Annotated in this window: 18 protein-coding genes; 5 read left to right on the top strand and 13 right to left on the bottom strand. The window is 67.7% G+C overall.

From position 1 onward, the window contains the following. Window positions 1-6: 6 nt before the first annotated feature. Both ABEA50_RS12145 and ABEA50_RS12140 read right to left on the bottom strand, forming a co-directional pair. Window positions 7-981 carry an NADPH:quinone oxidoreductase family protein gene (locus ABEA50_RS12145; RefSeq protein WP_345495396.1) on the bottom strand — a complete coding sequence of 325 codons (975 nt, stop codon included), beginning with the start codon at window positions 979-981 and terminating at the stop codon, window positions 7-9. A gap of 1 nt (window position 982) precedes the next feature. Then, window positions 983-1,777 (bottom strand): enoyl-CoA hydratase/isomerase family protein, encoded by a 795-nt coding sequence (locus tag ABEA50_RS12140; RefSeq protein WP_345495395.1) that lies wholly within the window; start codon window positions 1,775-1,777, stop codon window positions 983-985. A 238-nt stretch (window positions 1,778-2,015) separates the two neighbouring features. Here ABEA50_RS12140 and ABEA50_RS12135 point away from each other — a divergent pair, with 238 nt between their 5' ends. Then, window positions 2,016-3,620 carry an acyl-CoA synthetase gene (locus ABEA50_RS12135; RefSeq protein ID WP_345496532.1) on the top strand — a complete coding sequence of 535 codons (1,605 nt, stop codon included), beginning with the start codon at window positions 2,016-2,018 and terminating at the stop codon, window positions 3,618-3,620. 198 nt (window positions 3,621-3,818) lie between these two features. Then, complete coding sequence (locus ABEA50_RS12130) at window positions 3,819-4,850, top strand: aldo/keto reductase (RefSeq protein ID WP_345495394.1); 1,032 nt, start codon at window positions 3,819-3,821, stop codon at window positions 4,848-4,850. An 88-nt stretch (window positions 4,851-4,938) separates the two neighbouring features. Here ABEA50_RS12130 and ABEA50_RS12125 read toward each other — a convergent pair whose 3' ends face one another. The 8 genes from ABEA50_RS12125 to ABEA50_RS12090 form a co-directional block, all read right to left on the bottom strand. Further along, a complete protein-coding gene (locus tag ABEA50_RS12125) occupies window positions 4,939-5,937 on the bottom strand; it encodes a ketopantoate reductase family protein (RefSeq protein ID WP_345495393.1) in 999 nt (332 codons plus the stop codon). Beyond that, complete coding sequence (locus tag ABEA50_RS12120; protein WP_345495392.1) at window positions 5,934-6,671, bottom strand: DUF1684 domain-containing protein; 738 nt, start codon at window positions 6,669-6,671, stop codon at window positions 5,934-5,936. Before ABEA50_RS12120 ends, ABEA50_RS12125 begins: the two co-directional genes overlap by 4 nt. Next, complete coding sequence (locus ABEA50_RS12115) at window positions 6,668-8,320, bottom strand: ABC transporter ATP-binding protein (protein ID WP_345495391.1); 1,653 nt, start codon at window positions 8,318-8,320, stop codon at window positions 6,668-6,670. Before ABEA50_RS12115 ends, ABEA50_RS12120 begins: the two co-directional genes overlap by 4 nt. Then, complete coding sequence (locus ABEA50_RS12110) at window positions 8,317-9,213, bottom strand: ABC transporter permease (protein ID WP_345495390.1); 897 nt, start codon at window positions 9,211-9,213, stop codon at window positions 8,317-8,319. The genes ABEA50_RS12115 and ABEA50_RS12110 overlap by 4 nt, the downstream gene beginning before the upstream one ends. 3 nt (window positions 9,214-9,216) lie before the next feature. After that, on the bottom strand, window positions 9,217-10,173 hold the full coding sequence (locus ABEA50_RS12105; protein WP_345495388.1) for an ABC transporter permease: 957 nt from the start codon (window positions 10,171-10,173) through the stop codon (window positions 9,217-9,219). After that, window positions 10,170-11,837, bottom strand: coding sequence for an ABC transporter substrate-binding protein (locus ABEA50_RS12100; protein WP_345495387.1), 1,668 nt, complete (start codon window positions 11,835-11,837; stop codon window positions 10,170-10,172). The genes ABEA50_RS12105 and ABEA50_RS12100 overlap by 4 nt, the downstream gene beginning before the upstream one ends. 64 nt (window positions 11,838-11,901) lie before the next feature. Further along, entirely contained in the window at window positions 11,902-13,089 is a 1,188-nt protein-coding gene (locus ABEA50_RS12095) for an acyl-CoA dehydrogenase family protein (protein ID WP_345495386.1), read from the bottom strand. Beyond that, window positions 13,086-14,273 carry an LLM class flavin-dependent oxidoreductase gene (locus tag ABEA50_RS12090; protein ID WP_345495385.1) on the bottom strand — a complete coding sequence of 396 codons (1,188 nt, stop codon included), beginning with the start codon at window positions 14,271-14,273 and terminating at the stop codon, window positions 13,086-13,088. Before ABEA50_RS12090 ends, ABEA50_RS12095 begins: the two co-directional genes overlap by 4 nt. A 261-nt stretch (window positions 14,274-14,534) precedes the next feature. On the opposite strand from ABEA50_RS12090, the gene ABEA50_RS12085 reads away from it, so the two are divergent. Next, on the top strand, window positions 14,535-15,413 hold the full coding sequence (locus tag ABEA50_RS12085) for a LysR family transcriptional regulator (RefSeq protein WP_345495384.1): 879 nt from the start codon (window positions 14,535-14,537) through the stop codon (window positions 15,411-15,413). Between the two features lie 313 nt (window positions 15,414-15,726). Here the strand turns inward: ABEA50_RS12085 and ABEA50_RS12080 are convergent, their stop codons facing one another. Further along, on the bottom strand, window positions 15,727-17,079 hold the full coding sequence (locus tag ABEA50_RS12080; protein WP_345495383.1) for an FAD-binding oxidoreductase: 1,353 nt from the start codon (window positions 17,077-17,079) through the stop codon (window positions 15,727-15,729). Window positions 17,080-17,279: 200 nt separating this feature from the next. Between ABEA50_RS12080 and ABEA50_RS12075 the strand changes: the two genes are divergently transcribed. Beyond that, complete coding sequence (locus tag ABEA50_RS12075; RefSeq protein WP_345495381.1) at window positions 17,280-18,158, top strand: sulfurtransferase; 879 nt, start codon at window positions 17,280-17,282, stop codon at window positions 18,156-18,158. 428 nt (window positions 18,159-18,586) lie between these two features. On the opposite strand, the gene ABEA50_RS12070 is transcribed toward ABEA50_RS12075, so the two are convergent. Then, entirely contained in the window at window positions 18,587-19,360 is a 774-nt protein-coding gene (locus ABEA50_RS12070; protein ID WP_345495380.1) for an SDR family NAD(P)-dependent oxidoreductase, read from the bottom strand. A gap of 30 nt (window positions 19,361-19,390) precedes the next feature. Beyond that, a complete protein-coding gene (locus ABEA50_RS12065; protein ID WP_345495379.1) occupies window positions 19,391-20,686 on the bottom strand; it encodes a cytochrome P450 in 1,296 nt (431 codons plus the stop codon). Window positions 20,687-20,895: 209 nt separating this feature from the next. Between ABEA50_RS12065 and ABEA50_RS12060 the strand changes: the two genes are divergently transcribed. Next, window positions 20,896-21,528, top strand: coding sequence for a TetR/AcrR family transcriptional regulator (locus ABEA50_RS12060; RefSeq protein WP_345495378.1), 633 nt, complete (start codon window positions 20,896-20,898; stop codon window positions 21,526-21,528). Window positions 21,529-21,530: the final 2 nt, after the last annotated feature.

The following is a 21,530-nucleotide window of genomic DNA, read 5'->3' as shown; positions in this document are numbered from 1 at the left end:
TGGGCGTTACGGGGGGTCGGTGAGGTCGAGCAGTACCTTGCCGACCGCCTTCCCATCGGCCACTCGGCGCAGCGCCGCCGCGGCGTTGTCGAGGGTGTACACCGCGTCGATATGCGGTGTCACCTTCGCCTGCGTGAGCAGTTCGACGAGTTCGGCATCGTTGCGGCGCACCTGGTGGCTCGGTAGATCCTGGAATTGGAAGCCGAGCACGTGTATTCCCTTGATCAGCACCAGATTGAGCGGAATGCACGGAATCTCTCCGGAGGCGTAGCCGATCGTGACGAAGCGACCGCCACGGCGCAGACTGCGCAGCGCGGGCTCCGACAGTGCGCCCCCGACCGGGTCGAGGACGGCGTGCGCGCCCTCGGGCAGTGTCGAGCGCAACGCCGAGCGGAGTTCGCCCGCACGATGGTCGATGGTGTGTGCGGCGCCGTGGGCGGTCGCGGCGGCGAGTTTGTCGGCGGAGGAGGCGACGGCCGTCACCGAGGCGCCCAACCGGGTTGCCAGCGCGACCGCGGCCAGTCCGACGCCGCCGCCGGCGCCGAGCACGATCACCTCCTCGTCCGCGTCGACCTCGGCGACGGAACGGAGTGCGTGATAGGCGGTGCGGTGCGCGACACCGAACGCGGCGGCGGTGCGCAGGTCGACGCCGTCGGGTACCGCGCTGAGTCGAGCGATGTCGACCACGATCTCCTCGGCGAACGCACCGAACAATCCCGTGCCGCTGACGCGATCGCCGACACCGAAAGCCGTTGTCGGGGAAGTGATCTCGGTGACAACACCGGCGAATTCGCTGCCGGGAACGAATGGCGTCGGCACGCTGATCTGATATTTGTCGGCGACGAGCAGGACGTCCGGGTAGTTGACCGAGGCGGCGGCCACCCGTATCAGCGCCTGCCCCGGGCCGGGTGTCGGCGAAGGACGTTCCTCGACGCGCAGCACCTCCGGCGACCCATACACGGGGCAGACTACGGTGCGCACCTCACTTGCCCTGCCAGACCGGCGCGCGTTTTTGCATGAACGCGCTCGCCCCCTCCTTGGCGTCTTCGCTGGAGAACACGATCGCCTGCCAATGGCTCAGCCGTTCGGTCGCGGACGCGGCGTCGGTGACACCGAGTCGAACGAGCTCCTTGCATGCGGCAAGTCCCAACGGCGCGTTGGCCGCGATCCGCTCGGCGAGCGCGAGCGCCGTCGTGAGTACTTCTTCCTGCGGAACAACGGAATTCGCGAGGCCGAGACGGTAGGCGCGGTCGGCGTCGATCGCCTCGCCGGTCAAGGTCATCTCCAGCGCGACACCCAGCGGGATACGGGAGCCCAGCGCGGTGCCGCTACCACCGGGGAACAGTCCGCGCTTCACCTCGGGCAGACCGAAACTCGCCGTGGCCGCGGCGATGATGATGTCGCAGCCGAGTAGTAACTCGAGGCCGCCGCCCACCGCGGAACCGTTGGCCGCGCCGATCACCGGGACGTCGGTCTTGCCGCGGCTGAGGCGCTCGTAGGCGTCGACTGCCGCGACGGAGTCGGGGTCGCCGTTGCCGCTGAAATCACCGCCGTCGGCGAAGGCGCGCAGGTCCATGCCCGCACAGAAGGCGCGGTCGCCGGTGCCGGTGAGGACCACAACACGCACATCGGGGTCCTGCTCCGCGGTGCGTACCGCGGCACCGATGCCGCGGATCACCGCGCCGGTCAACGCGTTACGGGCCTGCGGACGGTTGAGGCGAACGAGCAGGACCGCGCCGTGGCGCTCGGTAACAAGTTCGGCTGTCGGGTCGCTCATCGCATGCTCTCACTGTCTCGGCCGTCGTGGCCGATCGCCTCGGACCGGACGCGGGCGCAATCGCTGCGTCGCCAGTCATATCGCCGCCGCTGTCCCTTCTTCGTGAGAATATCACTCTCGTGTATGTAAATAACATTCTTGCCGAGTCGGTGACTCGACGGAGGTCGGAGGTGGTCCGATGAGTGGTGCGGTGTCGGAGGACGAATCAGGAACGGGTGCGACGGGAGCGGCGGCGCCGATGACGCTGGGCTGGCATGCCGAGCGCACCCCGGATGCGGCGGCGATCGTGCTGGGATGGAGCGGGGAGGTGGTGACCTACGCTCAGCTGGAGCAGCGTTCGCGTCGAATGGCGGGGGCGTTGCGTTCGGGTGGGCTCGCGGCAGGTGATCATGTCGCAATCCTGCTCGGAAACGAACGGGCGTTCCTCGAAATCGCTTGGGCCGCGCAGCGATCCGGTCTCTATTACACCGCGATCAACCATCACTTGCGCCCGGCCGAGGTGCAGTACGTGCTCGATGACTGCGGCGCGAGCGCGTTGGTGACGAGTGCGGCGCTGGCAGAGGTGGTCGCCGGTCTCGACCTGGCGGCGATCGCCATGCGGATCTGCACCACTGGCACGCTCGACGGTTTCGATTCCTACGATCGCGTGCTCGCCGACGCGCAGCCGCTGGCTTTCGCCGAGCAGTGCGAGGGTCGCGAGATGCTGTACTCGTCGGGGACGACAGGGCGCCCGAAGGGGGTGCGCAAGCCGCTGCCCGGCACGCCGCTCGGCGATCCCGAGTCCGCGCCCGTGCGGATTGCCGAGGGCTTGCGCATGGGTGACCCCGGCGCGGACGTGGTGTATCTGTCGCCCGCGCCGCTGTATCACGGTGCGCCACTGGTGGTGTCGATGTCGTGGCAGCGGCTCGGTGCGAAGGTCGTCGTATTGGAACGGTTCGAGCCGCGCCGGTGCTTGGAACTCGTTGCACGCCACCGGGTAACGCACGCGCAGTTCGTGCCGACGATGTTCGTGCGCATGCTGCGGCTGCCGCAGGAAGAACGCGAGCGCTTCGACCTGTCGAGCCTGCGCACCGTGATGCATTCGGCGGCGCCGTGTCCGATCGCGGTGAAGCGCGCGATGCTCGACTGGTGGGGGCCGATCATCCACGAGTACTACGCGGGTACCGAAGACATCGGCGACACCTATATCTCCCCGCTGGAATGGCTCGCGCATCCCGGCTCGGTGGGCCGCTCGCGCCAGGAATGCCACATCCTCGACGAGGACGGTGCCGAACTGGCGCCGGGAGAGATCGGCGTGGTGTATTTCGACGGCGGGCGTTCGTTCGAGTATCACCACGACCCGGACAAGACAGCCTCGGTCGCCGATGTCAGAGGCTGGCGCACGCTGGGGGACATGGGGTACCTCGACGCCGACGGTTACCTCTACCTGACCGACCGGCAGGCACACATGATCATTTCCGGCGGGGTGAACATCTACCCGCAGGAAACCGAGAATGTCCTCGCCGCGCATCCCGCCGTACTGGATGTCGCGGTGATCGGCGTGCCCGACGCGGAGATGGGGGAATCGGTGCGCGCGGTGGTCCAAGTGGTCGATGCCCCCGATGCCCCCGATGCCCCCGATGCCCCCGATGCGCCGGATGCCTCCGACGTGATGAACGCACCCGGGGCAAGCAGTGCACTCGCCGCCGAACTGATCGACTACTGCCGGGAACACTTGGCAACCTACAAGTGTCCGCGCGCTATCGATTTCGTCGACGACCTGCCGCGCGACCCGAACGGCAAACTACGGAAACGTCTGCTCCGGGACCGCTACTGGGCGGGTCACGACTCCAGGGTGATCTGAGGTCGGTCGAGGGGCCGAACTCGCGCCGTCACCGGAATCGAAACGAATCCTGGAGCGCGTAAATCTTGTTCGACCACCGTGTCGTTCCGATACTGGTCGTCACGGACGCTTTCCGCGTGCGGACGGGCATGTGCCCGCTGTGCGAGCCAGGCGCACCGTCGAGGCGACCGAATCGATACCCCGAGGAGAGCGACACCGATGACATTCGGACCGATCGATCCTGTTCATGTGGCGGCGGAAGATCGCTATGCGCGGATTCCCTACCGCCGCACCGGGACTTCCGGTCTCGACCTGCCCGCGTTCTCCTTCGGCCTGTGGCAGAAATTCGGCACTGACTATCCGTTCGCGACCCAGCGCGAGATCGTATTACACGCCTTCGACCTGGGGATCAGCCATTTCGACAATGCCGATCGCTACGGTCCGCCGCACCGTGGCGCCCAGCAGAACTTCGGCGCCGTGCTCGCCAAAGACCTCGCGCCCTACCGCGACGAGCTGATCCTGTCGACGAAGGCGGGAAACCCCATCGGCGCGAGTCCCTACCTGAAAGGTGGCTCCCGCAAGTCGCTGCTGACCTCGCTCGACCACAGCCTGCGCGACCTCGGCACCGATTACGTCGACATCTTCTACCACCACAGCCCCGACCTCGAGACGCCGTTGGAAGAGTCGGTCGGTGCCTTGGTCAGCGCGGTGCAGCAGGGCAAGGCCCTGTACGTCGGCCTGTCCAACTACGCGCCGGATCGCGCGCACGACGCTGCCGAACTGCTGCGCGCCTCGGGTGTTCCGCTGCTCATCGACCAGGCCAGGTACTCGATCTTCGACCGCAATCCGGAACGCAACGGTCTGTTGGATGTGGCCCGGCAGGACGGTTTCGGCACGATCGTGTACTCCCCGCTCGCGCAGGGACTGCTCACCGACAAGTATCTGCAAGACATTCCGGCGGGCGCACGCGCACTCAACAGCGCGTTCCTCTCGCCGGAGGTCATCGACGATACTTACCGTGAGCGTGCGTCCGCGTTGAACAAGGTCGCGGCGGCCAGGGGCCAGTCGCTGGCTCAGCTCGCGCTGCAGTGGGTGCTGCGTCGCCCGGAGGTCACCTCGGCGCTGATCGGTGCGAGCTCGACCGAACAACTCGATCACAACCTCGCGGCGCTGGATTTCCCGGACTTGACCGACGAAGAACTCGCCTCGATCGACGAGCACGGGGTGCACGGCACCGGTCAGCGCCGCTGAGCACCGGCGGCGGGTCCGACGGAACTCTTGGTCGGGCATCGAGTGACGATGAGTGGGACGGACGCCACGACATGGGCGAAACCGCTTTTTACTTCGTCAGTTCCGCCAACCCCGATAGGTCGGTGCCGCCGCCGTCGGCGGCCGCGCGGCCCAGGAGTTGTTGCAGTCGTGCGTTGAGTGGTGCGGTGAGGCCGTGTTGTCGTGCCAGCAGAGCGATTTCGCCGTTGAGGTAGTCGACCTCGTTGGCGACGCCTCGGGTGAAGCTCTGCCAGGTCGAGGTTCGTCCGGCTCGGACGCCCGCGCGTTCGCTGGTGTACTGCTGTGCGGGGTCGAGGACCAGGTCGGGTGCGTCGCGGAACTCGATGCCCGCCGCGAGGAATACTTCGCGGGCCTCGGCCGTGAGTGCCGCGCCCACGGCGTCTTTCGTCGCGCGCGGACCGGCGAATACCTCGACGCCGTTGCGCACGTTGTGTAGGAGCTTGCCCGCTTTGCACGCGGCGATGTCGTCGACGGCGGCGGCGACGAAACCGGCGTCGCGTACGTCGTCGACGAACGCGCGGACCACCGGCTCGGTCGTTGCGCGAGCGCCGACGGAGTGGCCCGCGATCACGCCGCCGATGTGCGGATGCCCGCCGACCCGGACTTCACCGACGCGTGAATACTGTGCCGTCAACATCATGACGGCACCGATGACCGAGTCGAACCAGCGTGCGGCGCTGCCCTCGGCGTCGAGGCCGTTCTGCACGGTGATCAGCGGCAGTGTGTCGGCGGCGACCCCCACCGCCGCACCGCGCCCGTCACGCACCTCGCGCCAGGCCAGCGACGGCAGCGTCGCGGGCAGGTCTTGCGTCTTCACCGCGAGCACGAGCAGGTCGCCGACGCGCAACCCGAAGTCGTCGTCGGGACCTACCACCGGTAGCGAGACGTCCTGGTGTCCGGCGTGCGTGTGGTACGAGAGCGGTTTGCGCGCAAGATGTTCCAAGGTCTCCCCGCGCGCGACGAGCAGTATCTCGTGGCCGCGCTCACGCAGTTGCACAGCCAGCGCGGCACCCACCGCACCGGCGCCGACGATCACATACCTGGTCACCGGGCATCGGTCCGCCGCAGCCGGGACTCACCCGCGCGGATCGCGACATTCAGCCGGTTGTCCTGCGGCGGCAGCGGGCACAGGAAGTGGTCGGAGAACGTGCACGGCGGCAGGTAGGCGCGATTGAAATCGACCGTGACCCTGCCTTCCTCGTCGGGCGCTGGCAGGGTAAGGAACCGGAACCGTTGGGTCTCTTGGCCGTTGGTGGTGTCGGCGAAGGTGATCTGGACGCCGCCGTCCGGGTTGACGACACCGCGCAGCGCGACCGCTTCGGTGCCGATCGTGAGGTGCACGGTGGCGCCGACGTTGTCGCTGCGGAAACCGTCGATGTGTTCCAGTCGCAGACCACCCGCGCCGAGGTCGACCGTGCCGGTGAGCACCAACGCGGGATCATGATCGAACACGTCGATCCCGCGCAGATCGGTGCGGGTCGATGCGTCCGGGTCGAACACCCGCAGTGCAACCTTTCCCGCGCGAACGATGGCGTGCAGCAGGAGGTTTCCGATCCGGTGCTGATGGCCCGGTGCGAGTTCGATCCGCCCGTGCGAGCCGGTACCCACGGCGACACCCTCGGCATCGACCCAGGTGGAATCGGTCGCCTCGACGGCCAACGGTTGATCGTCGAGCCAGTGGGTGCCGATGAGCGCCGCGGGCCCGTGGGGATCGATCGCGGTGGCCTCGCGCTCGTCGTGCCAGCGCTGCCAGTCGGTGCGTGCGTCGGGAACTGTGGTCACGAGAATGCCCTTTCGGTGCGGTCGAAGCGGCGGCGGCCGGGGATCGCCGCCAGTAGCCGTTGGGTGTAGTCGCTGGCGGGCTCGCGGAAAACGGTGGCGGTGGCACCGGATTCGACCACCCTTCCGTTGTCGAACACCGAAACGGTGTGCGCGATTCCCGCGACAACGGCCAGATCGTGCGAGACGAACAGGTAGGTCAGGCCGAGTCGTTGCTGGAGTTCGGTGAGCAGGTCGAGGATCTGTTCCTGCACCTGTGCGTCCAAGGCCGACACCGGCTCGTCGAGCAATACGACCTCCGGTTGCAGAACCAGCGCCCGCGCGATGGCCACGCGCTGGCGTTGCCCACCGGACAGTTCGGCGGGCAGCCGGTCGAGGAACGTCCGTGGCAATGCCACCTGGTCCAGCAGTTCGGCCGCGCGCGCACGGCGATCGGCACGCGTGCCGACCCGGAACGAGACCAGCGGCTCCAGCACGCTCTCGCGCACGGTGAATCGAGGATCGAGCGAGGCGAACGGATTCTGATGCACCAACTGGAACCGCCGCCGCAGCGGACGCGAGCGCCGCCACGACAGCCCGGCGATATCGACACCGTCGAACCGCACCGCGCCACTCGTGGGTTTCGTCAGTCCCATGGCGATGCGCAGCGCCGTGGTCTTCCCCGAGCCGGATTCGCCGACCACCGCGTGTGTGCGACCCGGCGTCACCCGGAGCGAGACGCCGTCGAGCGCGAGCACGCGACCACCGCGGCGTGCGTCGAAATGCTTGGTCACTGCCTCGAGTTCGATGATCGGCGCGACGGGTTCCTCCGCGGGGTCCGGTGCCGGTACCCGTGGTCGTAGCTGCCCGCCGTGGGCGAGTGTGGGTGCGCTGGCGACCAGCCGACGGGTGTACGAGTTCTCGGAATCGTCGAGAATCTTGGCGGTGGTGCCGGTTTCGACGACCCGACCGTGCCGCATCACCACGACTCGATCGGCTCGGTCGGCGGCAACGGCCAGGTCGTGGGTGATGATCACCAACGCGGTGCCGCTGTCACGGACCAGCGTCTCCAGGTGGTCGAGAATGCGTGCTTGGACGGTGACATCGAGCGCACTGGTCGGTTCGTCGGCGATGATCACCTCGGGTTCGCCCGCCAACGCGATCGCGATGAGCACACGCTGGCGCTGACCACCGGACAATTCGTGCGGGTAGTGCTCGACCCGGTGTTGCGGGTCGTCGAGCCCGGCCTTGCGCAACACACCGATCACCTCGTCGGCGACCCGCTGGCGGGGCACACCACGCAATCGCACCGCCTCGGCAACCTGGTCGCCGATTCGTTGGGTCGGGTTGAGGCCGACCATCGGGTCCTGTGGGATCAGGCCGACGGTCGAGCCGCGCAATGAGCGCACGACTTTCTCGGTGGCCGAGGCGACGTCGACACCGGCGACGCGGATCGAGCCGCCCGTGACGCGTCCGGTGTCGGGGAGCAACCCGACGAGGGCGTGCGCGGTGGTCGACTTACCCGAACCGGATTCACCGACCAGGGCGACGATCTCACCCGGACGGACCCGCAACGACACCCCTTGCACTGCGGGCGCCACCTTGCCGTTGCGCAGGTATCCGGCATCCAGATCGGTGATCTCGATGATCGGTGCGTCGGGGGAATCGGTCATCGTCGCACCTCGTGCAGCGTCTTGGCGATGTGGTTGAGTGCCAACACCGTCAGCACCACCACCGCGCCGGGGAGCAGGGAAACCCACGGTGCGGTGATCAGGAAGTTGCGCCCACCCGCGACCAACGAACCCCACTCCGCGCGCGGCGGCGCCGCGCCGAAGCCGAGGAAGCTCAGCGCGGCGACCGCGATGATCGCCGCGCCGAAGTCCAACACCGCGAGGCCGAGCACCGGTCCCCAGGAGTTCGGCAGGATGTGCCGAATCAGCACCCGCGCCCAGCCCGCGCCACCCGCGCGCGCCGCTTCGACATACGGGAGGGTCTTCACCCGCAGCACTTCCGCGCGCGTGGTGCGGGCGAAGCCGGGGATCGTCCCGATCCCGACCGCGACGGCGACCGGAATGGCGCCGAAACCCAGTGCCGTCACGATCGCCAGCGCCAGCAACAGTCCGGGAATCGCCAACTGCACGTCGATCGCCCGCATGATGACCGCATCGAGGCGTCCGCCGAAGAACCCCGAGACCACGCCGAGCAGCAGGCCGACACACAAGGCGATGCCGATGGCGATGAGCGCGGCCTTCACCGTGAGGTCGGAGCCGTAAAGCGTGCGCGTCCACAGGTCACGGCCCACCTCGTCGGTGCCGAAAAGGTGTGCGCCACTGGGTGATCGCAGTCGTTCGGCGGGGTTTGTCGCATACGGGTCGCCGGAAGTGAACAGCGAGGGCGCGAACGCCGCGAGGATCACGAAGGCGACGAACAGCGTCGAGAGCGTGAATCCGGGGCGGCGCACCAGCCGCAACACCGAAGCGGCTCGGCCTCCGGCGCGTGGTGTGGCCGCGTCGTCGTCTCCGAGTGTCGCGTCGGTGTCTGCGATGGTGATGGTGGGTGTCGCCACGGCTCAGCCCCCTTCGACTGTCGCGGTATGGGTGATGCGTGGGTCCAGCAGCGGATACAGCAGGTCGACGAGCAGGTTGACCAACACGAATCCCGTCGCGGCGAGCACGACGATGGCCTGCACCACCGGCACATCCTTGACCAGCACAGATTCCTGCGCCAGCCGCCCGATTCCATTGCGGTTGAACACGGTTTCGACGACGATCGCGCTGGTCACGGTGACCCCGACGAGCACGCCGACGATCGTCAGCGCCGGTAATGCCGCATTGCGGAACGCGTGGCGCAACTGCACCTGGCCGCGCGACAAACCCTTCGCGCGCGCGGTCACGATGTACTGCTCACGCAGTGTGTCGTGAAAACTGCGCCCCAGCACTTGCGCGAGCTGTGCGGCGGCGGGCAATGCCATGGTGATGACCGGCAGGATCAAATACTGCCACCCGCCGGAACCCGTCGAAGGCACCCAACCGAGCTGGAACGAAAAGAATTGGATGAGCGCCAATCCCACCAGGAAGGTGGGTATCGCGACACCGAGCGCGGGCAGCCGGTCCAACAGCAGTCGCAGTGCTCGCGTGCGGACGAAGGCGGCCAGATAGGCCAGCGTCGTGCCCAACCCCACCGCTAGCACGCCCGCGATCGCGCTGAGCAGCAATGTCGCGCCGATGCGGTCGCCGATGAGTTGGCTCACCGGAACGTGTTTGGCGATCGAGGTGCCGAAATCGCCGTGCAGCACCCCGGTCAGCAGCGTCCAATACTGTTCGAGCACCGGCCGATCCAGCCCGTACTGCGCCTTGGCCGCGGCGAGCTGCTGCGGGCTCAGCGAATCGGTCTCTATGCCCGCGGCACCGAGTTGGATCGCCACGGGGTCACTCGGCAACAGGTACAGCACCACGAAGGTGACGGTGAACGCGGCCCACAGCACCACCACCGCCTGGAGCAGCCGCCCGAGGAGGTAGCGGATCACGGCTGCAACCAGACGTCGCGCAGGTCGAGGAAGCTCTCGGAGGTGAACCGGAAACCGTTGACCCGGTTACGGATTCCGGCGTCCTGTACCCGCTCGAACAAGGGGAAGGTGACCCCGTCGTCGATCAGCACGCTTTGCAGCTGACCGTAGATCTCGGTGCGTCGCGCCGCGTCGGTGGTGCGCACCGCCTGGTTGAACAGGTCGGCGATCTTTGCGGCCGTCTCCGACTTCTGCGCGTTGCGGGCCAGTGCCTTGGAGTTGGCCAGTTGCTCGACAAGAATGAATTGCAGCGCACCGGGATCGGCGCGAGTGAAGTAGGAACCGAGCAGGTCGTACTGGCCGTTGGCGGTGATGGCTTGTCGCTCGGCCTGCGTCATCACCCGCAACTGGAGCTCGATGCCGACCTTGCGTAGCTGATCCTGGAACAGTTCCGAGCCGATGCTTGCCGGTTCCACCGCCAGGGTCAGTGTGAGGCGTTGGCCGTCCTTGGCGCGGTACTGCTCGCCGGGTGCGAGCTGCCAGCCAGCGGCGTCCAAGATCTCGGCGGCCTCGGCGGGATCGTAGTTCAGCTTCGCGTCCTGCGGTGCGAAATCCGGTGTCGTGCTGTCGAACGCGCCTGCCACCGAGGGGTATTCGGGACCGAAGACGGTGGTGCCGAGGGTGCGCACGTCCACCGCGTGGTACAGCGCCCGGCGAACCTGGTCGTCGGCGAGCGGACGGCCCTGGGAGACATTCGGATACAGCGCGTAGGACACGCCTGGCAGCGACCGCGACCGGAGGTAGGCGCCCGAGCGCTCGATGAGTTCGCGGTCCTCGACGGTGAACGGATTGCGCGGCCACGCGATGTCGATCTGTCCGCTGACCAGGTCGCCGGTGCGCACACTGTCCTCGGCGATGTAGCTGACCTGGATCTTGTCCAGGTAGGGGTCACCGGTGTTCTTGGTGAGCGGGGAGGGCCACTGATAGCCGGTGCGGCGGCTGAGCGTCACGCCTTGGCCCGGCGTGTAGTTGTCCAGGGTGAACGGGCCGGTGCCGGAGATGCCGCCGAGGCAGCGCTGCTGCGGGGTCTTCTGCAACGACGCGGGCGACAGCAGCGCGAGGTTGGTCGTCGAGGTCGCTTGCAGGAACGAGGAATTCGGCTGCTCGAAGTGGAAACGCACGGTCCGAGCGTCGACCACGTCGGTCGAGCGCAGGCCTTGGATATAGCTGGCACCGTAGGTGGTGGTGCCGTCCGCGTGGCTCTGGGCGAGGAACGCGTCGAAGTTCGCCTTGACCGCCGCGGCGTCCAGGAGCGCGCCGTCGGAGAAGGTGACACCGTCGCGCAGGGTGAAGGTGTAATCGCGGCCGTCGGGCGAGATCTGCCATCCGGTCGCCAGCCACGGCACGATCTCGCCGGTTTCGGGATTCTGATCGGTGAGCGAGTCCGCGAAGTTGCGGATCAGGGTGCGGTGCTCGATCCAGTAGGTCTGGAACGGGTCGAGGCAGGAGAACGCCGCGTTGTCGGGGAAGAACGCGATGTTCAGCGTTCCGCCGCGCACCGGGGCCTGGCCCTCGCCGGTGGGGCCGCTGGGTTGGTCGGCGCCGCCGCACGCGGCGGTGAACGCGGTGAGTGCGGCGGCAGCGCACACGGCGGCCCGGCGTAGTAGGCGGGTCGTGGTAGGCATAGCGGATCGAGTCCTCGGGATAGGGCCGGAACATGGTGTCCCGGTGTGGGTTCGGTGCGTGCGACTAACCGGCGAAGGGGGATTGCGGGCGCAGGACCGCGCGGCCTGCCGCGAGTAGGGCGGTGTCCTCCTGGGGTGGGTGCACGCGGACACACAGCACGTCGCGCAGGTGACGTTCCAGCGGGTTGTGTCTGGTCAGCGCGGCGTTGCCCAGTGCGGCGACGGCGGTCTGTACCGCCGCGATCACCGACCGCGCGATCAAGGTCTTGGTCAACGCCAAGGTGTGCGCGGCAATCGCTTCGCCCGCGTCCACGCGGCGCAGTGTGCCGAACAGCAGCGCCTCGGCCTGGGTGATCTGTGCGTCGATCTCACCCGCGACGGTCTGGATGCGTTCGGTGTCGGCGATCGGGCGGTCCAGTGCGGTCGGCACCCTGGTTCGCGCGAAGTCCGCGAAGGCGCGGCGTGCGGCGCGCGCCACACCGAGGTAGATCGCGACGTGACCGAACGAGGCCGGTCCCGACGTGGCGGCCGGATCGCGGTAGACGCCGTCCTGAAACGGTATCTCCAGAAAATAACCGTGCGGCACAACGACATTCGTGTAGGTCACATCGTGGGTGTTGGAGGCGCGTAACCCGAGGTGATCCCAGCTGTCGTGCCAACTGACGCCCTCGGAATCGGCGTCGACGATGAAATGACCTACCCGCGTGGGGTTCTCGTCGGTCCGCGCCCACACCAGGTGGTAGGCCAGCGCGCTGCCGCCGGTGGCGAAGCTCTTGCTGCCGTCGAGAATCCACCCGCGCTCGGTACGGCGCGCGGTTGTCGCGGGCAGGCCGCCGCGTGCGGGAGCGCCGAGTTCGGGTTCGGCGCGGATCACGTTCAGTGGGGTGGGGCGCACGGCCGAGCGGGCGACTACTTCGGCGTAGATGTCCTCGGGCCACCCCGGACGCTCGGCCTGGCTCTGGTGGCAGGCAAGGGTGTTGGCGGCGATGAGCGCCACCGAAGGGTCGCCCTCGCCGAGTGCGGCGAGAATCCGCACCACGTCGCGATGCTGGAGCCGGGGGCCGCCGTACCGGTCGGCCACCGTGGCGGTGAGGTAACCGCCACGGTGCGCGGCCACGAGTCCCGCCTCCGGGATCGCGCCGCTGCGGTCGTATTCCGCAGCGGTGGCGGCGAGTTCGGTGGTGAGTGCGGTCAATGCCTCGGGCGACAGATCGGGCACGGCCAGTACCCGTCGTCCGGTGCTCGCGGTCACGGGCGACCCGCCGTGGCCAGTGCGCCGAGGTGCTCGGCCTGCACGCACCCGCGGCGTCCGGTGGCCTTGCGGTGGGCCAGTTCCTGCCGGACCAGCGGCAGGACGTAGCGGCCGTAGTCGATGGCGTCGTTGAGGGTGTCGTAGCCGCGGATCGACACCAGGCTCGCGCCGAGGTCGATGTAGTCGAGGATCGCCGCGGCCACCGTCTCCGGGGTGCCGACCAGCGCGGTGGACGCGCCGAGGCCGTTGGTTGCGGCCGCGGTCCTGGTCCACAGCGCACGGTCGTAGACCTCTTGGCGGCGAGCGAATTCCAGTGCGCGCTGCGAGCCGACATTCTGCGGTGTGCCCTGCGGGCGGGCGCGGAAGGCGCCGGACTCGAAGGTGCGCGCGATGCGGTCGGCGTAGTCGTGTGCCTTCGCCCAGGCCAGCTCGTCGGTGCGGTCGATGATCGGGCGGAAGGTCACCCAGATGCGCGGCCGGTCGGTGCGACCCGATGCGGCGGCGATCGCGTGCACCCGCTCGATCTGACTCTTGATGTCGGCCAACGGTTCTCCCCAGAAGGAGAAGACATCCGCCTTGGTGCCGCCGATCTCGAACGCGGCGTCGGACTGGCCGCCGATGGAGATCGGGATGGATCCCGCGTGTGGCGGGAAGCCGGGACCGAAGCCGTCGAAGCGGTAGTGCGCACCCTCGTGCGAGAACGGCTCGGTCTCGATCCACGAGCGACGGAGAATGTCGATGAATTCACTGGTGCGGGAGTATCTTTCGGTCTTCGAGAGATAGTCGCCCTGGCGCGCTTGTTCCACGTCGCTGCCGCCCGAGATGAGGTGGACCACGGCTCGACCCTCGGTCAACTGGTCGAGGGTGGCCAACTGTTGGGCGGCGACGGTGGGGAACACGGTGTTCGGGCGTACCGCGACGATCGGCTTGATCCGGTCGCTGAGCTGGCCCACCGCCGAGGCGAGCACGAAGGAGTCCGCGCTGCCGGACCCGTAGGGCAGCAGCGTGAGATCGAAACCGCCGTCCTCCAACGCGCGCACGTATCGGCGAATGTAGGCGGGGTCGAGGCCGCGCGTGGGGATCGGTGCCAGCTCGGTCGAGGCATTGGTGTGGGTGAGGCTGATGAACTCGACCTCGGGTGCCGCGGTGGCTGGTACCGCGTCTTGGCCGGATGCGACGGTCATGACGTTCCTCTCGGGCCGAACTGGGTCACCGATTCATGGTGGGTGAATGGACATCGTTACTCGATGCGTCGCAATAGTAGGGAAATCGGCGGGTCGGAGACAGAGTTTTATTCGCGTTATTCAATTCGTATCGCCGATAGCGATTGATAGTCGAAAGCTGCTCGAAGCGTTACGATCCCGCAGATTAAAAGGGTATTCAATGCGATGCGATCGCGCTTGAATCGCGTGAATATTCCTATTGTTTCGACGCGGCGAGGACACATGGCGGATCCGCTGGACCTGATGCATTTGCGCACCTTGGTGAGCATCGCCGACACCGGCGGATTTCGCCGCGCCGCCGACGCCCTGCATCTGAGTCAGCCGACGATCAGTCAGCATGTTCGGCTCCTGGAGCGGCGGTTGAAGCTGTCGCTGGTGGAAAAGGACGGTCGCAGTTCGCGTTTCACCGCCGACGGCGAACGGCTGGTGGTCGAGGCGCGCCTGCTGCTCGCCGCGCACGACGGCATGCTCGCCCGCTTCACCCCCTCGGATCCACAGCGCATCACGGTGGGGTCGACCGAACACGCCGCCGACGGGCTGTTGCCGGAACTACTCGGCGTGTTGCGCGCGGCCTATCCGGATGTGTATCTGCACTTCAGGATCGAGCGGTCCACCGCCCTGACCGAATCGGTGACCAAGGGCGCCCTGGATCTCGCGGTGGTGCTCGGCGGTAATGGTGATCCGGTGGGCGCGCAGGTCGGTGAACTCGAATTGCGGTGGGTCGCGGGGCCGGGCTGGCAGCTTCCTCGGGTGCCGGGCCCGATATCGCTGGTGGCCTTCGAGGAACCGTGTGGCCTCCGTCGGCGCGCGGTGCACAAGCTGACCGAACTGGGTTACGAGGTATCGGTGACCGCCGAGTCGGGAAACCTCGATGGCGTGCTGGCCGCGGCCAAAGCCGGTCTCGGTATCGCGCTGCTGCCGTTCCACGCGATGGTTCCCGACGGTGTGAGCGAGGTGCGCGCGCTGCCCGCGATGGGTTCGGTGGATGTGCGCCTGGTGGCTCGGCGCGGCCTCGACGCCGCCATCGAGAGCACCGCCATCGAGGCGATCACCGACCACTACCGAGCGGTGGCGGGACGGCGGTTGCGCGGCGTCGCGTAAAGGGCTGGTGTGCAAGGGTGTTCGCGCGGAGTCGGCAGATCTTCTTGGCTGCGACGAGGCCCGGTAGGTGGTCGTCGGTACCGGCACTCGTTCCCCGATCCGAATCACGCGCGTCCGCTCGAGTAGGCGGGGTTATCGCGCGCGTCGGCGAGGTTGTCGTGCACTCGCCGAAGTAGATCGACGATTCGCTGATCTCACCGACGGGTCCCGGCCTCGAGCACGTCATCGACTGGATGGCCGTCGCGTGACCCGCCGCTACATCGACAGGCGCGATGTCGGATCGCCGGGGCGCGCATGTTTCGCGCGGCGATGTTCATACCGCCTTGCCGGGGTTGAACAGCGCGTTCGGGTCGAGTGCGCGGCGGACCGCGAGCTGGACACGCAGTGCCCTCGGCCCGAGTTCGCAGGCCAGCCAGTCGCGTTTCAAGACGCCGATGCCGTGTTCCCCGGTGATCGTTCCGCCCAGTTCCAGTGCCGTGGCGAAGATCTCGTCGGCCGCCGCCACCGCGCGTGGGTGAGCATCCGGATCGTCGGTGGGTACCACGATGATCGGATGCAGGTTGCCGTCCCCGGCATGGCCGAAGGTGTAGATGCGGCTGTCGTGGCGTGCGGCGATCTCGGTGATCTTGCGGGCCGCCTCCGCAATCCGGGAGCGGGGGACGGCGATGTCCTCGATCAGCACCCGGCCGTGACGCTCCAAGGCTGGCAGGGCCGCGCGGCGCACGGCCAAAAGCTCGTGCGCGGCCTCGGCGTCGGTGCCGACGCGCACCCGCGCGGTCACGCGCCCGAATGTCTCGGCGATGCGGTCGGCCTCCGCGCGGGCGCCGAACCCGTCGGTCTGCGCGACCACGAACGCACCCGCCGCTTCCGCGCGGACACCGAGCAGATTCTGCGCCTCGCGCAGCGATGCCTCATCGAGCAGTTCGAGCATCGCGGGCCGCACCCGAGCGGTGAGGACCGCGGCGCAGGCGGCGGCCGCCTGCTCGATATCCGCGAAATACGCGGCGACGGTGACGGTGTCTACCGGCACCGGCTGCAAGCGCACGGTCGCGGCTACGATGACGCCGAGCGTCCCTTCCGAGCCGACGAAAAGGCTGGTGAGGTCAAAGCCCGCAACGCCTTTCGCGGTGCGGCGACCCGTGTGTAGTAGCTCGCCGTCGGCGAGGACAACGGTGAGCCCGAGGACAGAATCCCCGGTCACGCCGTACTTCACGCAGCGCAATCCACCGGCGTTCGTCGCGATATTGCCACCGATGGTCGAAATGGCGGTGCTCGCGGGATCGGGTGTGTAGCGCAGTCCGTGTCGGTGGGCCTCGGTGTCGAGTACGGCCGCACTCACGCCCGGTTGCACCACCGCCAGCTCGTCGCTCGTCGCGATTTCGAGGATCTGGTCCAGCCCGGAGACGTCGAGGACCAGCGCTCCCGCGCCAGCGGCCGCGGCGCCCGCCAGCCCGCTTCCCGCGCCGCGCACGACTACCGACCACCCCGAGTCCGCGGCGAGCCGGACCGCGTGCCGCACATCGTCGACATTCGCAGCCGAAACCAGCGCCTCGGGCGCACCGGAAGGAACATGGCCGGACCGGTCGTGTCGATAGCGTGCCGGAATGTCGCTGCCGAGCAGGACCGTCCCCGTGAATAGTCCGATGCTGTTCGGGGACAGTGGCATTCGTGATCTCCTCGATATACGACGCATTGTTGCCGAATCTCATCTTCGCGCACAGGAGTATGTTTGCGCAGGCTCCGATTGATCGAAACCTCCGATGTATCGGGTTCACCGGCCGCCGCGGTATTGCGATCTTGTCGATTTCAACCCTGCGCCGCCGAGCCGGGATGTAGTTCTGTGCACTGGACGAGAGGAGTCACGACATGGCCCTGCGAGCAGATGCCTTCCGCGCCGACACGGTGATTACCGCCGAACAGTTGTCGGCGCGGCTTGCCGCCGGTGACCCGGTGACCGTAGTCGATGTTCGCTGGCAGCTGGGGCGCCCCGACGGCCGCGCGGACTACGCGAGTGGCCATATCCCCGGTGCGGTGTACGCGGATGTGGAGACCGAACTATCGGACCACTCGGTGACCGGCCAAGGTCGTCATCCGCTGCCGACGGGAGCGGCATTGCAGGACGCGGCGCGCGGCTGGGGCGCGCGCACCGGCGTGCCGATCGTGCTCTACGACAACTGGAATCGCGCGGGCTCGGCGCGCGCATGGTGGGTGCTGCGTGCGGCGGGGATTTCCGATGTCCGGATTCTGGACGGTGGACTCGGCGCGTGGATCGCGGCCGGGTTCCCGGTGTCGTCGGCGGCCGAGGAGATCACGCCGGGGAACATCGAGGTGCTGCGTGACGATCTCTACGAGGGCGAGCTACCGACGCTGACCGTCCTCGAGGCTGCCGCCGCACCCGAGTCCGGGGTGCTGGTCGACGCGCGTGCGCCGCAACGTTTCCGCGGTGACGAGGAGCCGGTCGACCCGGTCGCGGGGCATATCCCCGGTGCGCGCAACGTGCCGAGCTCCGGCGTGTTGGACGACGCTGGCTTCTTCCGTCCCGCAGTGGAACTCGAGCGGGTGTTCGCCGCCGCGGGCGCGACGACCGCGCCCGCTGTCGGCGTCTATTGCGGATCGGGCGTGACCGCCGCCGTGGACATCGCGGCGCTGCGCATCCTCGGTATCGAGGCAGCGCTGTTCCCCGGATCATGGTCGCAATGGAGCGCGAACCCGGCCCGGCCGGTTGCGACCGGCGACAACGAATAGCCCGCTGCCGCAGCGGGACTGGTCACGGGCTTGGCGTAGCGCCGTCACCGCGAGCTGCGCGCGAGTGCGTTCGGATGCCGGGAGCGTGGCGACGAGATATCGACCGTCGTAGGCGGTATCGGCGACGGAGGGGTCTAGGCACGGGCGCACCGTGCTCGCGTTCGGTAGCAGGCCGACGGAGGCGACGTATCGTCCGCTGTCGAGCGATACGACCATAGGGCCGGTGTTGTCATCGGAAGCCGCGTTCTCGTCGCTCGAGATCCCTCGTCGTGTGAGGAAACATATACCGTCGCAACGAGTCCGACCATGGGCCCGGCCTTGTGTCGACCGAGGTGGACGACGCGGCGTCGAGTACTCCGGAGGCCGGTCCGGTGTCCGGTCACCTGGTTCTGGCGTCGGACAAAGGCCGAGCGGGGGCGGTCGCGCAGCTAGATGTACCAGCCGCCGTTGACGCCGATCACCTGGCCGGTGATGAACCCGGCCTGCTCGGAGCACAGGTAGCCGCAGGCGGCGCCGACGTCGTCGGGGGTGCCGGTTCTGCGGACCGGGGTCATCGCGGCCAGTGCGTCCAGATCGGGGACGATGGCGCCGGGCTCGGCATTGCGCGCCATCGGTGTGTCGATGATCGACGGCGGGATCGTGTTCACCGTAATACCCTGCGGCGCAAGCTCGAACGACAACGCCTTGGTCAGGCCGATCACCCCACCCTTGGACGCCACATAGTGCGCCATGCTCGGGGCTCCCGATTGCGCGCTCGATGAGGAGATCGTGACGATCCGGCCCCACCCCGCCTCGATCATGTCGGGAACCACCGGCTGGATGCTCTGGAAGGTGCCGGTGAGGTTCACCGCGATCAGCCGATCCCAGTCCTGTGCGGTGATCTCGGTGACGGGTTGGAACGATTCGATCCCCGCGCTGGTCACGATGATCTGCACCGGGCCGAAGCGCTCGCGCACGGTGGTCAGCGCGGCGTCGATGCTGGCACGGTCGGTCACGTCTACCTCGGCGGCCAGAGCGTCGGCGCCGCCGGTGCGCAGTGCCTTCGCCTCCTGTTCGGCCAGTTCACCCTGGCGATCGAACAGGGCGACCCGGTGTCCCTGCGCGGCCAGGTGCTGTGCGGCCGAAAGGCCGATGCCGGACGCGCCGCCGGTGATCACCGCGACGCGGCTGGTCTGCGGCGCGGATTTGCTGTTGTCGTTCATCGCTACTTCTTTCTCGAAAAGGCGCGTGGCTCAGGACGGGTCGTACTCGAGGTGTAGTTTCCGCAGCCCGCGCAGAATGTAGGTGGGTTCGTATTCGTAGGTGCGCGCGTCGGCGGGGCCGTGCACGGACTCGTCGATCGCGATCCGCGACATCCGGTCGAGCAGCCTTTCGATGCTGACCCTCGCCTCGACCCTGGCCAGCGGTCCGCCTGGGCAGGAATGGATCCCACGGCCGAACGCGAGGTGCTCGCGGGCGTTGGGGCGGTCGAGGCGGAATTCGGCAGGGTTCTCGAATCGTTCGGGGTCGCGATTGACCGCGCCACTGAGCACCATCACCGTGCTGCCCGCGGGAACATCGACGCCGCCGAGTGTCGTGGAGGTGCGCGCCAGCCGGAAGTCGCTCTTCACCGGGCTCTCCATGCGCAGCGTCTCTTCGATGAAATTCGGGATCAGGTCACGGTTTTCGCGTAATTGCCGCTGGATATCCGGACGTTCGGCGATCACGTGCAGCGCGGAGCTGAGCAGGCGGGCGGTGGTGTCCTGGCCCGCGGCGAACAAGAAGCAGGCGATGTGGACGACGTCGATGACTTCGGGGGTGCTGCCGTCGGGGAAGGTGGCGGTCGCGAGTTCGGTGAGGACATCGTCGCGCGGGGTGCTCCTGCGCTGTTCGATGTAGCCGGTGAACTTCTCTTCCAGGAATTGCAGCGGGTTGTCGGTGAGCGCCTCGTCCTCCTGGATGGAGCCGGGGCGTTGGGCCCCGAGGACGGCGCGGAAGCTCGCGCGGTCCTCCTCGGGGACACCGAGCAGATCGGCGACCACCAATACCGCGAACGGCTGGGCGTATTCGGCCATCAGATCGAAGCTGCCCTGGCTGAAGAACTCGTCGATCTGGCGGTCGGCCAGCCGCCACATGAATTCCTCGTTCTCCTTCAGCCGCCGTGGCGTCATGAGCTTGCGCAGCAGTGCGCGATGCGCGGTGTGCCGGGGCGGGTCGAAGGTGACCAGGTGTTCGTTGAGTGGGATCTGGTGGCGGAATTGCTCGATCAGCGCGCCGATGTCGTCGCCATCGGGTTCGAACGGCAGTCCGGGGAAGGGGCCGATCGGCGCGATGCAGGAGGAGTAGGTGTTGTGGTCGCGGTAGACCTCGGTGGCCTGCTCGTGACCGGTGACCGCGATGACGCCGTGGTGCGGTTCGCGCACGACGGGGCAGCGGTCGCGCAGGGCCTCGAAGTAGTCGTACGGGTTGGCGACGATCGAGGGGTCGGTGAAGAAATCGACACGGTCGGTGTCGATGGCAGGGCGGGTGTCGTCGAAGTGGGTGGTCATGGGGCTGGACCTCCTGGCGAGATGAGCACGATCCGGGATGCGCGATGCGGAGAGGGCGCGCGGGTTGTCCGCGGATGCTGTGCATGTGCTCAGCAATTGCTGCTGAGCACATGCTTAGCATAGGGTGATCTGCGCGGTCAATGGCGGAAAGTGGCCGCGGTAACCGACAATTCGGACTATTCACGATGCGGAGAACTGAGGAGGCTGCGATGGCATCGCCGCGCAGGATCGGTGCGCCGGACGCCAAGAACCGTGGGCTGCTGCTCGACGCCGCCGAGCAGCTCATGCTCGACAAGGGCTACGCGGCGGTCACCTCGCGTCGGGTCGCGGAGGCGGCCGGGCTCAAACCTCAACTGGTGCACTACTACTTCCGCACCATGGACGATCTGTTCCTGGATGTCTTCCGTCGTCGTGCCGAGGAAGGGTTGGCGTACCAGGCGCGGTTGATGGACTCCGACCAGCCGCTGTGGGCGTTCTGGGATTTCAGTACCCAGTCCGCAGGCACCGCGCTGACCATGGAATTCGTCGGACTGTCCAACCACCGCAAGACGATTCGCGCCGAGGTGGCGCGCTACGCCGAGCTGTTTCGCACGACCCAACTCGAGGCCCTCGAGAACCTGATGCCGCGTTACGAGATCAATCTCGGGGACTTTCCACCTTCGGCCATCCTGTTCTTCATGACGAGCCTGTCGCGGGTGCTGGTGATGGAACAGACGCTCGGCATGTCCAGCGGTCACGCCGAGGCATTGGCGGTCGTCGAGCGCGAACTGGAACGCCTGGAGGGGCCGAGGCGGCGGGCTCCGGGTGGCTCGGACGAGGTGGACGCGGGGCCGAGGAGCTAGTC

The organism is Nocardia callitridis (assembly GCF_039543305.1).
Lineage (GTDB): Bacteria > Actinomycetota > Actinomycetes > Mycobacteriales > Mycobacteriaceae > Nocardia > Nocardia callitridis.
Note: the sequence above shows the minus strand (reverse complement) of the source record. Positions and strands in the feature narration are given on the sequence as shown.

Excerpts from the sequence above, each read along its gene's own strand:
- ABEA50_RS12135 (WP_345496532.1), top strand. The coding sequence starts at position 2,016 with ATGACGCTGGGCTGGCATGCCGAGCGCACCCCGGATGCGGCGGCGATC.
- ABEA50_RS12075 (WP_345495381.1), top strand. The coding sequence starts at position 17,280 with ATGGCCCTGCGAGCAGATGCCTTCCGCGCCGACACGGTGATTACCGCC.
- ABEA50_RS12070 (WP_345495380.1), bottom strand. The coding sequence starts at position 19,360 with ATGAACGACAACAGCAAATCCGCGCCGCAGACCAGCCGCGTCGCGGTG.
- ABEA50_RS12115 (WP_345495391.1), bottom strand. The coding sequence starts at position 8,320 with ATGACCGATTCCCCCGACGCACCGATCATCGAGATCACCGATCTGGAT.
- ABEA50_RS12090 (WP_345495385.1), bottom strand. The coding sequence starts at position 14,273 with ATGACCGTCGCATCCGGCCAAGACGCGGTACCAGCCACCGCGGCACCC.
- ABEA50_RS12140 (WP_345495395.1), bottom strand. The coding sequence starts at position 1,777 with ATGAGCGACCCGACAGCCGAACTTGTTACCGAGCGCCACGGCGCGGTC.
- ABEA50_RS12085 (WP_345495384.1), top strand. The coding sequence starts at position 14,535 with ATGGCGGATCCGCTGGACCTGATGCATTTGCGCACCTTGGTGAGCATC.
- ABEA50_RS12065 (WP_345495379.1), bottom strand. The coding sequence starts at position 20,686 with ATGACCACCCACTTCGACGACACCCGCCCTGCCATCGACACCGACCGT.
- ABEA50_RS12060 (WP_345495378.1), top strand. The coding sequence starts at position 20,896 with ATGGCATCGCCGCGCAGGATCGGTGCGCCGGACGCCAAGAACCGTGGG.
- ABEA50_RS12130 (WP_345495394.1), top strand. The coding sequence starts at position 3,819 with ATGACATTCGGACCGATCGATCCTGTTCATGTGGCGGCGGAAGATCGC.
- ABEA50_RS12100 (WP_345495387.1), bottom strand. The coding sequence starts at position 11,837 with ATGCCTACCACGACCCGCCTACTACGCCGGGCCGCCGTGTGCGCTGCC.
- ABEA50_RS12080 (WP_345495383.1), bottom strand. The coding sequence starts at position 17,079 with ATGCCACTGTCCCCGAACAGCATCGGACTATTCACGGGGACGGTCCTG.